At 69.3% G+C, this 13,420-nt stretch carries 14 protein-coding genes; 12 read left to right on the top strand and 2 right to left on the bottom strand.

From position 1 onward, the window contains the following. Positions 1-27 precede the first annotated feature (27 nt). The 7 genes from C1746_RS08150 to C1746_RS08120 all read left to right on the top strand — a co-directional run bounded on the left by C1746_RS08150 (position 28) and on the right by C1746_RS08120 (position 8,627). Positions 28-2,577 (top strand): helix-turn-helix transcriptional regulator, encoded by a 2,550-nt coding sequence (locus C1746_RS08150; protein ID WP_116714131.1) that lies wholly within the window; start codon positions 28-30, stop codon positions 2,575-2,577. Next, positions 2,577-2,984, top strand: coding sequence for a PaaI family thioesterase (locus C1746_RS08145; RefSeq protein ID WP_116714130.1), 408 nt, complete (start codon positions 2,577-2,579; stop codon positions 2,982-2,984). The genes C1746_RS08150 and C1746_RS08145 overlap by 1 nt, the downstream gene beginning before the upstream one ends. A gap of 39 nt (positions 2,985-3,023) precedes the next feature. Continuing rightward, positions 3,024-3,767, top strand: a complete 744-nt coding sequence (locus C1746_RS08140) for an alpha/beta fold hydrolase (protein ID WP_116714129.1) — start codon at positions 3,024-3,026, stop codon at positions 3,765-3,767. Then, complete coding sequence (locus C1746_RS08135) at positions 3,764-5,848, top strand: PEP-utilizing enzyme (RefSeq protein WP_162867529.1); 2,085 nt, start codon at positions 3,764-3,766, stop codon at positions 5,846-5,848. The genes C1746_RS08140 and C1746_RS08135 overlap by 4 nt, the downstream gene beginning before the upstream one ends. A 97-nt stretch (positions 5,849-5,945) precedes the next feature. Further along, complete coding sequence (locus C1746_RS21980; RefSeq protein WP_162867528.1) at positions 5,946-6,542, top strand: hypothetical protein; 597 nt, start codon at positions 5,946-5,948, stop codon at positions 6,540-6,542. Beyond that, positions 6,535-7,974 carry a sensor histidine kinase gene (locus C1746_RS08125; RefSeq protein ID WP_162867527.1) on the top strand — a complete coding sequence of 480 codons (1,440 nt, stop codon included), beginning with the start codon at positions 6,535-6,537 and terminating at the stop codon, positions 7,972-7,974. The genes C1746_RS21980 and C1746_RS08125 overlap by 8 nt, the downstream gene beginning before the upstream one ends. Continuing rightward, on the top strand, positions 7,959-8,627 hold the full coding sequence (locus C1746_RS08120; RefSeq protein WP_116714126.1) for a response regulator transcription factor: 669 nt from the start codon (positions 7,959-7,961) through the stop codon (positions 8,625-8,627). Before C1746_RS08125 ends, C1746_RS08120 begins: the two co-directional genes overlap by 16 nt. A 9-nt stretch (positions 8,628-8,636) precedes the next feature. Here C1746_RS08120 and C1746_RS08115 read toward each other — a convergent pair whose 3' ends face one another. Continuing rightward, entirely contained in the window at positions 8,637-9,404 is a 768-nt protein-coding gene (locus C1746_RS08115) for an enoyl-CoA hydratase/isomerase family protein (RefSeq protein WP_116714125.1), read from the bottom strand. Positions 9,405-9,490: 86 nt separating this feature from the next. Here C1746_RS08115 and C1746_RS08110 point away from each other — a divergent pair, with 86 nt between their 5' ends. From C1746_RS08110 to C1746_RS08095, 4 genes are all read left to right on the top strand, one after another. Continuing rightward, positions 9,491-9,880, top strand: a complete 390-nt coding sequence (locus tag C1746_RS08110; protein WP_162867526.1) for a hypothetical protein — start codon at positions 9,491-9,493, stop codon at positions 9,878-9,880. After that, the gene (locus tag C1746_RS08105; protein WP_116714123.1) at positions 9,880-10,089 is read left to right on the top strand and encodes a helix-turn-helix transcriptional regulator; all 210 of its coding nucleotides are present in this window, start codon (positions 9,880-9,882) and stop codon (positions 10,087-10,089) included. The genes C1746_RS08110 and C1746_RS08105 overlap by 1 nt, the downstream gene beginning before the upstream one ends. A gap of 78 nt (positions 10,090-10,167) precedes the next feature. Further along, the gene (locus tag C1746_RS08100) at positions 10,168-11,103 is read left to right on the top strand and encodes an NADP-dependent oxidoreductase (protein WP_170124913.1); all 936 of its coding nucleotides are present in this window, start codon (positions 10,168-10,170) and stop codon (positions 11,101-11,103) included. A gap of 42 nt (positions 11,104-11,145) precedes the next feature. Beyond that, entirely contained in the window at positions 11,146-12,204 is a 1,059-nt protein-coding gene (locus C1746_RS08095; protein WP_116714122.1) for an alpha/beta fold hydrolase, read from the top strand. 41 nt (positions 12,205-12,245) lie between these two features. Here C1746_RS08095 and C1746_RS08090 read toward each other — a convergent pair whose 3' ends face one another. Then, entirely contained in the window at positions 12,246-12,668 is a 423-nt protein-coding gene (locus tag C1746_RS08090; RefSeq protein WP_116714121.1) for a PPOX class F420-dependent oxidoreductase, read from the bottom strand. Between the two features lie 57 nt (positions 12,669-12,725). Here C1746_RS08090 and C1746_RS08085 point away from each other — a divergent pair, with 57 nt between their 5' ends. Next, positions 12,726-13,376, top strand: a complete 651-nt coding sequence (locus C1746_RS08085; protein WP_116714120.1) for an SDR family oxidoreductase — start codon at positions 12,726-12,728, stop codon at positions 13,374-13,376. The last annotated feature ends 44 nt before the right edge of the window (positions 13,377-13,420 follow it).

Here is a 13,420-nt window from a genome sequence, read left to right as displayed (position 1 = left end):
AGTCAGAGGTCACTAGGATTCGGGGCGATGACGCGGGCAGTCCTGTCGACCCCGCCGCCCCTGCCCGATGCTCACGTGGCGCGGCCGGCGTTGGTCCGTCGTGTCACCGACCACGCGGTAACGGTTGTGGTGGCTGGTGGCGGCTGGGGCAAGTCGACCCTCGCCAGCGAGGTCGCGGCCAGCTTCCGCGGCAACGTCGCCTGGACCTCGGGTGCCCAGATGACGGGGGTCGCTGACGCAGCCGGCCGCATCCTCGATCCGCTCGGTCTGTCCGATCTCGCCCCGGGTGACACGGAGTTGGATGGCTCCGGCACCGCGGACGCGGCGTGGAGCCGGCTTGCCGACCGTGTGGCCGAGGCGCTGCGCCGTCGTCGCCGGCCGCACTTGATCGTGATCGACGAGGTCACACCACTCACCTGGCCGGCCGTTGCGGCGATCGCCCACTCGATCACCCTGCTGCACGAGGCCGAGGGCAGCCGGCACCGGTTGATCGCACTGGGCAGAGAGCTCGACGTGGCCGCAGCACGCCGTCGGGGAGTGGTGCTGGGGGGTGCCGATCTCGCGCTCACGGTCGAGGAGTTCGACCTGCTACTGACCGACGTGGTGCCGTCAGGTCTGACGCGTGGTCTGTCCGAGCTGCTCGTGCGGCGAACCGGTGGTTGGCTGACCGTGCTCCGGTCGATTCTCGGGGCTCTGGCCACCAGCCCCTCCCCGGACCAGCTGGCCCGCCAGTTGGCCCACAGCAACGTGGCGCTGGAAACCGTCGTCTCCGGGATGCTGACGGATGTACCGGCCGCGACCAGGGAGGCCGCCGGCGTGGCCGCTGGACTCCCCGTCCTGGACGCGCGACTGGCACGTCGGCTGGCGGTCGATGATGCGGTCAGAGCCGTCGTCCGCGCCGGACTGCCGTGGGAGACCCCGGAGATCGGTCTGTGGACGTTGCCTGATCCGGTCGCTGACCTGCTCGCGCCCCCACGCGCAACCGACGATGTCGTGGATCTGGTCGTACAGGTCTACGCAGCCAGCGGGTTGCATCTGGAGGCCGCGAGGTACGCGGTGGCCAACGATCAGGCGGAGTTGGCTGCGGCCAGCCTGGCCGCCGCTCCGTCGCATGAGCTCACCGCCGCGTTCACGCCGTCCGTTCTGGCCGTCCTGCGATCCTTCGACGATCAGGTCCGGGCCGCGCAGCCAGGCATCCACACCCAGATCGCCCGACTGCTCACGGCCAGTGCGAGATACGAGGAGCGCAACAGCTACGTCCGGACGTGGGCGCCGAAGCTGCGTGACGACGCTCCAGAGGTCGCGGCTGCCCTGCAGGCAGAGCGCTTCCGCGACCTGGCGTACTTCTCCCCGACCCCCGACCCGGCGGACATCGATGCCGCCGAGGAGCTCCTTGGCAGCGTCCGCGACCTGGCAACGCGCAGCCGCCTCGAGCAGGGGCTGGCGCTGCTGCTGGCACGTCGCGACGGCGTGGCGGCCGCTGAGGCGGGCCTGCGCCGCGCAGCTGAGGCCGCGGAGCGGGCCGGGGACCTGGAGCAGGCGGCGCTGGTGTTGCGGGACCTCGCGTGGGTGGTGCTCCTCGAGCTGGGGCGGCTGCGGCAGGTCGTCGAGACCTTCGATCGCATCGAGGCGATGCTCGGCCCCGACACACAGGCGACGGCCTGGCGGATCAATCGGGCGGAGACGCACCTGTGGCTGGGTGACCTGGAGGCTGCCGAGCAAGACCTCGACATCGCCTCCCGGTTGGCCGAGCTGCAGCACGACGACCAACACGTGGCGTACGCCGCCTGGGCCCGCGCGACGTGTGAGTCGATGCGCGGGCGGGGCCTGGCCACGCTCGCCGCCGTGCAACGAGCTGAGGCCGTCGCCGGGGACTGGCTCGAGACCGTCACCGGTGTGCTGTTCTACGCACAGGTCGCGGACGCGCTGGCACGCGCGGGGCTGGAGGCCGATGCCCGAGCGCGACTGGCACGCGCGCAGGACCGCCGGGCCGAGGACCCCCGGGCCGTGGCCGTCGCGGAGCTCGGGCTGGAGGCTCGGCTGGGCGACCCCGTCACGGCGCTCGAGTTGGCCCACTCGATCGACCTTGACGAGCAGGAGCCGTTCGAGGTCCCGCGGATCATGCTGCTGCGAGCACTGGCCCGGCACCGGGGCGGCGAGGATGCAACCGATGAGGCCGGCCGGGCATTCGCTGCCTACGCCGCCATCGGGCTGCTGGAGGCGGCACCCGTCGCGGAGCGGGAGGCGTGCCGTGAACTGGTCCCGCTCGTGCGGGCGGCTGGTGGCGTGGTCCCCCAGGTTGCCTCGAGCCCCGTGGATCCAGGCAGCAGCAACGGGCCCGGCAGCGAGCCGCTCAGCACGGCGGATCTGAGCACACTGCTGACCTCCCAGTTCGGTCTCCGGCCGCGTGAGGCAGAGGTGCTGCTGGCGCTGCGAACCGGCGGGTCGAACGCCGAGATCGGCGCCAGCCTGGGGATCTCGCCGGCCACCGTCCGCAAGCACCTCCAGCACGCCTACGCCACGCTCGATGTGCGCTCGCGGACCGAGGCCCTCGTCCTGTTGGGTAGTTTGGGTTGATGCTGACCCCCGACCTCATCAACACCTCCCTGGCCAACGAGTTGCCCGGGAAGCAGTACGTCTGCCACGAGATCGGCGAGGACTACGTGGTCTGTCGGCAGGAGATCGGCCCCGAGGTCCTGCGGCCCGGCGAGTTGGTCAGCGGACCCACGCAGTTCGCCATGTGTGACGGTGCGCTGTGGTACCTGAGCTTCGTCGTGCTCGGCCGGATCGAGTTGATGGCCGTCACCTCGGAACTGTCCATCCGCTTCCTCCGCCCCGCCCAGGGCACGGTGCTGTGGGCCAGGGCAACGCTGGACAAGCCCGGCAGGCGCACGATCGTCGGGACCGTGCGGGTGTGGTGTGACGAGGACCGCGATCGCCCCGTCTCGACCGCCCAGGGGACCTACGTCGTCCCTCGATCCTGACCCTGGATCATTCCAGCGACAGACGGGGAGAGTTGGCGCATGACGATCTCCTTGCTCGCCGTACACGGCAACGGCGGCGGTGGTGAGCGCTTCGACTGGATGACCCCACACCTGCCCGAGGACGTGCACGTGATGGCGCCCACCCTTCCCGGCTTCGGCGGGACCGCCGCAGACCCGACGATCACCGACATGGCCGGCTACGCCGACTTCTTGGCAGGTCGGCTGGAAGGACTGCCCTCTCCCGTGGTCGCGCTCGGGACCGGCATCGGTGGCTCGCACGTCCTCGAGGTCCTGCGCGACCACGACGACCTGGTCGACGCTGTGATCCTGCACGCGCCGGTGGGCCCACGACTGGACACGCGTGTGATCCCCCGGGTGATGAACAAGCGGCCCGTGGCCGAGATCGTCCGTCGGGGCATCGCCACGCCGCTGCTGCGACCGCTGATCAGGCGTCGCTTCTTCGCGGACTCAACGCCAGCCGAACGGGTCGACCCGGTGCTGGCGGCCTATGCGGAGTGCCAATCGTTTGCCCAGCAGTTCCAGATCATCAACGCGGCCTGGTGGGACTCACTACCCCAGCGCCGGACCCCCGCGGTGGTGCTGTGGGGAGCGGAGGAGCAGGTCCTTGCGGCGGACATGGCAGACGACGTCAGAGCCGTCCTTCCCGAAGCCGAGGTCCGCACCATTCCGGCGTGGGATCACTTCCCGATGATCGACGACCCGCCCGAGTACGCCCGCGTCGTGGCGGAGGCGATCAGGGATCTGGTCGGGGAGGATCGGTGAGGGCCGCCGGTCACGCGACGACACCCAAGTCGCGGATGCTGCAGCTCGCCGCCGACGCGGGCCTACGCGTACCGCTCTTCGCCGTCCTGCAACCAGGTGTCGACGCCGCCGAACTCGTCCCCGTCCTCAGTGCACTGGGTGAGCCACTGGCCGTCCGGTCGTCCTTCGATGCCGAGGACGGGCTCGATACCAGCGCCGCGGGCCGGTTCCACTCCGAGCTCGGGGTGAGTCACGCGGGTCTGTCCGGGGCCGTCCAGCGCGTGCGGGCGTCCGCAGACGAGTCGGTGACCCAGACCGAGGTGCTGGTGATGACCCAGGTGGCGGCACAGCACGCCGGGGTTGCGGTGCTGGAGGAGCCGTACCTGGACGATCTGATCGAGGTCACCGAGGGCCTGGCCGACGGACTGGTCGGCGGTTCCGTGGAAGGCGATCAGGTGCTGCTCCCACGGCGGGACAGGCACCTCGACGCCGACGAGGCGTGGCAGCGTCGTCTGGCCGATCTGCTGGCGGGGGTGAGGCAGGTGTTCGGCCGGCGACCCGGGCATGTCCTGGGCAATCCCGATCCGGCGGTGGGTTGGGATGTGGAGCCTTCAGCGGGTTGGGATGTGGAGTGGGCAGACGACGGCGAGACGTGCTGGCTCCTCCAGGTCCGGCCGCTGCTCCAGCCCACCATCCGCAACGAGACCCTGACGCTGGCCAACCACGCGGAGATCCTCCCTGATCTGCCGAGCGACTTCATGACGTCGCTGATCGTGGAATGCGGTCCGCGGTTGCTGGAGTGGTATGGCTCGTTGGATCCGCGCCTGCCGGTGCAGCGGGACCTGATGGTCGAGCGGGCCGGGCGACCACTGCTCAACAACTCGCTGCTGCAGGACATCCTGCGCACCTGGGGGCTGCCCACCTCGCTGCTGGCCGATTCGATGGGGGGAGAGGCCGATGGCGAGCCGCTGTCACCGGCGCGCCTGGCGCGCAGTCTCCCCGCCCTGCTCGGTGTCGCCCGACGCCAGATCACGGCCGTGGGAGACGCCGCGGCACGAGGCCACGCCCTGCAGCGTGACGCGCGACTGGCCGCGAGGTCTGCCACGTCGGTGGACGGGCCGGCGATGTCGGCTGCCGTCGATGCGGCGGCCGCAGCCTATGCCGGCTTGGTGACCGGCATGTTCGCCCTGGCCAATGCGCACGCGGTGCAGGTCTCCCTGCTCAGCCGGCTCGGATTGCTGGACGAGGTCCAGCGACGAGCGCCGACGCCAGCGGGTCAACTGGCCCGTGACCTGGCCGCAGGGGTCTCACCGACCGCACTGGTGGCACGGCATGGCCACCGGGGGGTCTACGAGTCTGACCTGGCCCGGCCGCGGTTCGCCGAGCAGCCCGAACTGCTCGAGCGGGCACGAGCAGCGGCGATGCACCGAACTGGACGCTCCTCGGACGTCGGATCGACGATTGCCGGAACACTGGCACTGCCCTTGTGGTGGACGGCGCGCCGGTCCCTGACTGCACGCGAGCAACTTCGTGACGAGGGCATGCAGGCGTTCGGCACGGTCCGGCGCATGGTCCTGCAGGCGGCCGCGAACGTCCTGGAGAACCCGGAGGACGTCTGGCTGTTGACCACCGACGAGGCCCGCTCGCTGGATGACGGATGGCGGCCGGACGCTGACTTCCTGGCGGAGCGGCGGTCACGGCGCGAACGACGTGCAGCGGTCTACGTGCCCGACCCGGTCGGTCGGACGGCTCCGCTCATCGGACCGGAGGATGCCGAGGGTCCGTTGGCCGGTCGGGTGCTGGTGGCCGGCTCGGTGTCGGGGACGGCGTGGGTGTGCCATGAACCTCCGACTGACGTCCCTCCGGTGGAGGGGCCGGTCATCCTGGTCGCCCGTGCGATCGACGGGGGCTGGGCCACCGCCTTCAGTCAGGTCGATGGGGTGCTGCTGCACCTGGGTGGTGACCTGTCGCATGGCGCGCTGATCCTGCGGGAGATGGGCGTGCCGACGCTCACCGGGATCGTCGACGTCCAACGTCGCCTCTCCACCGGCGACCACATCACCCTGGATGGGGAATCGGGTGTCGTGACGCTGGACGATTGAGATGACGCTGCAGGCCAGGGCTGGCAGGCGAAGATGAGAGAACTCTCATCTGGGACTCATCCACGCCGCCGCGAGTGGTGGCAATCTCACTGGCGTTGTGACCGCTGCCCTTCGTGTTCTGCTTGCTGCCCTCGTGGGCGGCGTGGTGTGGGCTGCCCTGGCGTGGGTGTCCGGCACCCTCACGTCCGCCAGTTCGGTGGAGATCGACCCCATCCAACTCCGGCAGCCAGAACCGACATCTGCGGAGCCCGACTCCTCGACGACGCCACGATCGACTCCGACTGCAGCCCCCACCCCGACACAGCCGGCTGAGCCTCGCCCGACGCAGACCGCAACGCCTGGCACGCCCGGTGACGACGCCGGACCGCAGAGTCCTGTTCCCGCCCAACCGGCGCCAGCCCCGGCTCCACCGCCACGGCCGGCACCGCCGCCACCGCCGCCACCGCTGCCAGCAGACGACGACGACGGGCTTGAGCCCGAAGACGATGACGACGGCCCCGACGACGATGACGACGGGCCGGAGGAGGTTCAGAACGTCGCTCCACCACCGCCCCCGCCGCCAGCTGCACCCGCGCCACCTCCACCTCCACCACCTCCACCTCCACCACCACCTGTCGACGACGATGACGGTGGCGATGACGACGGCCCCGACGACGACGGCCCCGATGACGACGGCCCCGATGACGATGACTAGCGCATCACCCCTCAAGCGGGTCGCGGCGACTCGCTCGGCACGGCTCAAGATCCTCGGCTGGTTCGTGCTCCTCATCCTGCTGGCCGGTGCCGCCAGCCTGTTCCTGCAGCGCCAACTGCTCCTCGCCCAGCTGGAGGAGGAGGTCGAGAGTGCGCTGGTGCAGGAGACCGAAGAGCTGCGCAGCCTGGTCGGCGGCACGAACCCGACAACCGGTGAGCCGTTCGATGGTGACGTCGAGGCCATCTTCGAGACGTTCCTGCAGCGCAACGTGCCGGACGACGGGGAGAGCCTGCTGACGTTCGTGGACGGCGAGCCGTTCCGGGCCGCCCGAGGCCCGGGGCGGCTACTGGAGCAGCAGGAGCTGGTCAGTCGGTGGACGACACTGCTCGAACCGCAACGAGGTTCTGCCACGACCCCGGCCGGCGACGTCCGCTACTTGGCCGTCCCCCTCTTCGATGGCGCGACCCCCCGCGGGACGTTCGTCGTGGCGTTCCTGCTGGACGGCGAGCGCGCAGAGATCCAACAGGCGACCCAGGTCGGCGCGCTGGTGTTCAGCACCGTCATGCTGCTCGCGATCGGCCTCGCCTGGGTCATCGCCGGACGTGTGCTCGACCCCATCCGGACCATGACCGACACGGCTCGTGCGATCAACGACACCGATCTCAGCCGTCGCATCACCGTCCCCTCGACCGACGACGAGGTGGCCTACCTCGCCCGCACGTTCAACGAGATGCTGGCACGTCTTGAGTCGGCGTTCACTGGCCAACGCGAGTTCCTCAACGACGTGGGCCACGAGCTCCGGACACCCATCACCATCATCCGGGGCCACCTCGAGCTGCTCAGCGACGACCCAGCAGAGCGCGAGGCCACCACCGCGATCATCTTCGACGAGTTGGACCGGATGAACCGACTGGTGGGCGACCTGGTGCTCATGGCCAAGGCCGAGGCACCCGACTTCCTGCGGTTGGAGGCTGTTGACGTGGATCTGCTGATCGCGGAGCTCATGGAGAAGACCAAGGGCTTTCCCGATCACACCTTCGCCGTGGCCGAGGCCGCGTTCGGCGTGATCGAAGCCGACCCCCAGCGCCTCACCCAGGCCGTGATGAACCTGATCGAGAACGCAGTACGACACTCCGAGCCCGGTGACACCATCGAGTTGGGCGCCCGATTCGAGCAGGACCAGTTCGTGCTATTCGTCCGCGATCAGGGCCCGGGGATCCCGCAGGAGGAGCAGGCCCGGATCTTCAATCGGCTCGCGCAGCGGGGTACCGCGCATGATGGCTCCGCTGGTCTGGGCCTGGCCATCGTCTCGGCAGTGGCCACCGCCCACGGCGGCACGGTGTCGGTCGAGAGCAGCCCCGGCCAGGGCGCGACGTTCATCCTGACCCTTCCGACCTCAGCCGAGGAGTTGGCCCCATGCCCCGCATACTGATCGCCGAGGACGAAGACCGAATCGCCTCGTTCTTGCAACGAGGCCTGACGTCCAACGGGTTCAGCACGGTGGTCCTGAGCAACGGTGCAGACGTGCTCGCCCTGGTCAACGACGATGACTACGACCTTCTGCTGCTGGACCTGGGCCTGCCCGGTGTCGACGGGATGCAGGTCCTCTCGGCGTTGCGGCAACGACAGCTGACCATCCCGGTGATCATCCTCACGGCCCGGGACGAGATCAACGACCGCGTCGACGGGCTGAACGCCGGAGCAGACGACTACCTCACCAAGCCGTTCGCCTTCGAGGAGCTGCTGGCCCGCGTCCGAGTGCAGCTGCGTGACACCGGGCACCGTGAGACCACGGTGATCACGCACGGACCGGTCGAGCTGGATCTCCGGACCCGTCGAGCCATCGTCGCAGGCCGCACGGTGGACCTGACGGCTCGCGAGTTTGCCTTGGCCGAGACCTTCCTGCGCCATCCCGGTCAGGTCCTCAGCCAGGAGCAGCTGCTCAGTCACGTCTGGGGGTACGACTTCGACCCCGGCTCGAACGTGGTGCAGGTCTACGTCCGGTACCTGCGACAGAAGCTGGGCGAGGACTTCATCAAGACGGTGCGGGGGGCGGGATACCGGTTCGAGCCGGCCGCGAGCTAGGCGGGAGGTCTATCGGCCCTTCGAGGCCAGGTAGCGCTCGCGTGCCGCAACGCAGGCGGGGTCGGTCAGCGCAGCCAGCAGCCCGTCGGCGTCCGACCAACTGCGGTCCACGCCGACCATCTGCGCCGTGACGGCATTCGTGTGCCGCTTCGTGGCGAGGATCGGCAGGGGAGCCTTCGATGCGACCCTCCGGGCCAGTTCGGTGACCTCCTCCTCCAACCGACCGTCTGCTGCCACGCGATTGAGGAACCCGGCAGACGCAGCCTCCGCGGCATCGAACGGCCGGGCCGTCAGCACCAACTCCTTGGTCAGCGCCGGCCCGATCTCCCGGACCAGCCGAGGGATCCCACCCCAGGCAAGCGGGATGCCCAGGTCGATCTCGGGGATGGAGAACCGGGCACCCGCCTCGGCGACGCGCAGGTCGCAGGCGGCCGCCAGCACCAGCGCCCCACCCACACACCACCCGTGGATGGCGGCGATGGTCACGGCGTCCATGGCCTCCACCGCGTCGGCCATCTTGCGGCCGAGGTCGGCCTGCGCACGCGGGTCGGCCCCCTGGTCCATACCAGCGATCAACGAGAGGTCCGCCCCCGCGGAGAACGCCCGGCCGGCGCCGCGGACGATCACCACCCGAACCTCGGGGTGATCGTTGAAGGTCGTCGCAGCAGCGGCCAGTTCACCCAGCATGTCGGCATTCATGGCGTTGAGCTGATCGGCGCGGTCCAACGTGATGGTCCCGATCGGACCGGCGGTGTCGACACGAAGTGTGGAGGTCATGCGGTAGGTCTACTCGGTCGTCAGCCCCCCTCGCCAGATGACAAGCGTGCTTGACATTGACAAGTAGACTTGACATAGTGGGCGACATGGTCACGTTCGTTCGGCAGCTGTCCTGGTTCAATCGTCTGTACGCACTCGTGTGGATCGGCGGTGGCATCGCGGCGCTGGCCACTGGTCAGATCCCGCTCGGTCTCGTCGCGCTGGTCATCCCGCTCCTCACGCTGGGCCTGTGGAAGGCCACGCAGAACACCGATCATGGACGCGTCGCGGCTGTCCAACCGGCTGATGAGCGTGAGCAACAAGCCCTCGAGTACTCCTTCGCCATCGTCGGTCAGTTCGCGATCATGCTGACCAGCGTCGGATTCCTGGCCGCTGCGGTGCTCGAGTCCGACGCGACGGAGTTGGCGACCGGCGTGCTCCTGGCCACGATGCTGGTCTGGGGCGCCGCCCAGCATCTGGCGATCCGCCGCTTCTGATGCACAACGGCGTACGGCTGTTGCGGACCGAACGGGGTCTGTCACAGGCGGCACTCGGTGACGCGGTCGGGGTCTCCCGACAGACCATCAACTCGCTCGAGAACGGCCGCTACGACCCCTCGCTCGATCTTGCGTTCCGCCTCGCCCGTCACTTCGGACGAACCATCGAGGAACTGTTCTTCCCCGACGTGGAGGCTCGCTCCTCCTGAGCCTCACTCCAGACGTTTGCGCACCGAGGCGGCGGACAAGGATCCCCCTGCCCGCCGCCACCACTGGAGGACCAGCCCATGCACGCCATGGCTCTGACCGAGTACGGCGAACCCGCCGTGCTCTCCCTGACCGAACTGGACGATCCCACCCCCGCCCCCGACACCGTCATCATCAAGACCACGGCCGCCGGGGTGAACCCGGTCGACTGGAAGATCGTGGCCGGGTTCCTGCAGGGAGCGTTCCCCCACTACCTGCCACTGGTTCCCGGCTGGGACGTCTCGGGCGAGATCATCGCGGTCGGCCCTGCGGTGCAGGAGTGGGCCGAGGGCGATGAGGTGATCGGCTACGTCCGCCACGATCACGTGGCCGACAATGGCAGCTACGCCGAGCTGGTCGCGGCCCACCCGCGCCACCTCGCCCGCAAGCCCGAGTCGGTCGACGCCGTCACGGCCTCGGCACTACCGCTGGCCGGTCTGACCGCACTGCAGTCACTGCGCCTGGCTGGTGTCGGACCGGATGACGTCGTCCTGGTGCACGCCGCCGCCGGCGGGGTCGGCTCCTTCGCCGTCCAGATCGCCGTCCACCGAGGCGCGACGGTGATCGGCACAGCCTCGGAGTCCAACCACGCGTATCTGCGGGATCTGGGTGCGATCCCGGTGACGTACGGCGACGGCCTGGCCGATCGGGTCCGTTCGGCCGCACCGGAGGGTCGGATCACCGCGTCGGTGGACTACGTCGGGACCACCGAAGCCATTCAGACCGCCCGCGAGCTGATCACCGACCCGTCCCGCAGCGTGTCCAACGTGGACGGGCAGGCGATCACCGAGGCGGGCGGCCGGTACAGCTTCGTCCGACCGCAAGCCGATGATCTGCTGGCGCTGTCCCGACTGGTGGACGAGGGTGCGGTGCGCATCGAGGTGCAGGACACCTATCCGCTGGCAGAGGCCGCCGCGGCCCTCGAGGCCAGCAAGGGTGGCCACGTCCGCGGGAAGTTGGCCCTGACGGTCAGCTGATCGGCACAGTAGGGTCAGCGCGTCCGACCTGAGGAGACGACGATGCCCCTGCCCCCCGGCGTGACCGAACACACCATCCAGACCGACCGCATCGAGATGCGGTACACAGCCGCCGGACCGGAGGACGGTGTCCCTGTCGTCCTGCTGCACGGGAACCTCTCCACCTGCCGGTTCATGGACGACCAGATGGCCGCCTGCCCCGACAGCCATCGCTTCATCGCGCCGGACATGCGTGGGTTCGGCGGTTCGGAGAAGGTTGCACTGGACGCCACCCGGGGCCTGCGCGACTGGTCCGACGACACGATGGCGCTGCTCGACGCACTCGGGGTGACGGAGCCGGCCCACCTGGCTGGCTGGTCCACGGGTGGCGGCGCGATCATGCAGGCCCTCATCGACCATCCGGAACGTGTGGCGTCGCTCAGCCTGATCGGAACGGTCTCGCCCTACGGCTTCGCCGGAACACGCCGTGATGGCACCCTGATCACGGCGGACGCCGCCGGGACCGGTGGTGGGGGCGGGAACCCCGACATGGTGGCGCAGCTGAGAGCCGGAGACACCGGCCTCGACCATCCGCTGGGGATCCGCAACGTCATGCGGGCGTTCTACTGGTCGGCTGAGTTCAGCATGGACGAGGAGCGCGAGCTCGAACTGGCGGACGAGGTGCTCGCATCGCTGCTGGGCGACGAGGGATACCCGGGGGATGCGACCGCCAGTGACAACTGGCCGGGGTTCGCACCGGGGACGACCGGAATCCTCAATGCTCTCTCCCCGCTCTATCTGGACACCTCCGGCATCGTCGACGTCGATCCGAAGCCGCCGATCATGTGGCACCGCGGTTCGGCCGATCTGGTCGTGGCCGACGGGTCGGGGTGGGACATCGCGGCGCTCGGCCTGGCCGGCGTGGTTCCCGGCTATCCCGGGGAAGAGGCCTTCCCGGTGCAGGAGATGGTCAGCCAGACCCGAGACGTCCTGGAGGCGTACGCGGCGGCAGGGGGCTGGATCGAGGAGGTCGTCTACGACGGAGGCGGCCACGGTCCCCACATCGATCACGCGGACGACTTCAATGAGCGGTTCCTCACCTTCGTGACCGAGGCACCCTGAGCAAACCGCGGGTCTGACCCCGCGACGGCTGGCCCCCTCCCCTACCCGTTGATCTGCCCGACAGCAGAGGTCGGCGTGAAGGTGACCAGGAGGCGTCCCTCATCGACCATGGCCTGCCGGTACTCATCCCAGTTCGGATGCTCCTTGGCGGCGCTGGCCCGGTAGTAGGCGACCAGACGGTCGTTGGTGTCGTCGCCGACATCGGTGGTCACCGGTGACAGCTCGACCGTTCCGTCGAAGGACACGTAGGACCAGGTCTCCGGCTCGGTGAGGTGCAGCACCACACGGTCGTCGCGTCGCATGTTCGTCGTCTTCGCGCGGCTGTCGGTGACCGAGATCAGCATCGAACCGTCCTGAGCGACGTAGTAGATGTCGCTGGACTGGGCCCGCCCGTCCTGACGGAGCGTGATCAGTACGGCGTGCTTCCGATCCTCGGCCCAGGCGATGGCGGTCTGCAGATCCATGTGGTGGCTCCTCGCTCGGCGGGTTGATCCCATCGTAGGTCAGGGTAGGTAGGGGGCATGCACATCGTCATCGCCGGAGGGCACGGACAGATCGCCCTGCACCTGAGCCGCATCATGAGTGGACGAGGCCATCAGGTCAGTGGTCTGATCAGATCGGAGGACCAGCGGGCCGATCTGTCGGAGGTCGGGGCGGAGAGCGTCCTCCTCGACCTCGAGGCAGCCGACGCCGACGAGTACGCAACGGCCATCGCAGGCGCCGATGCCGTGGTGTTCGCCGCAGGGGCCGGCCCGGGCAGCGGTGCCGCCCGCAAGGAGACGGTGGACTACGAGGCAGCGGTCAAGCTGCGGGATGCCGCGCTGCGCGCCGGTGTCGACCGGTACGTGATGGTCAGTGCCATGGGCACTGATGACCCACCGGAGGGTGACGACGTCTTCGAGGTGTACCTCCGCGCCAAGGCCCGGGCGGACGAAGCCGTCATGGACAGTGATCTGGCGTGGACGATCGTCCGGCCTGGCCGCCTGACCGACGACCCCGCAACGGGGACCGTGTCGCTGGCCCGCCACGTCGACCGGGGCGCGGTGACTCGCGAGGACGTCGCGTTGGTCCTCGCCGCGATGCTGACCGAGCCCCGGACGGCCGGCCACATCGCCGAACTCGTCGGTGGGCCAATCCCGATCGAGCAGGCCATCGCAGATCTCGTCAGCTGACCCATCCGGCGTGGTCCCGTCGGATCCTGCTCACCCGACTCGAG

It is taken from the genome of Euzebya tangerina (assembly GCF_003074135.1).
Lineage (GTDB): Bacteria > Actinomycetota > Nitriliruptoria > Euzebyales > Euzebyaceae > Euzebya > Euzebya tangerina.
The sequence above is the reverse complement of the archived record's forward strand: the minus strand, read 5'-3'. Positions and strand labels throughout refer to the sequence as shown.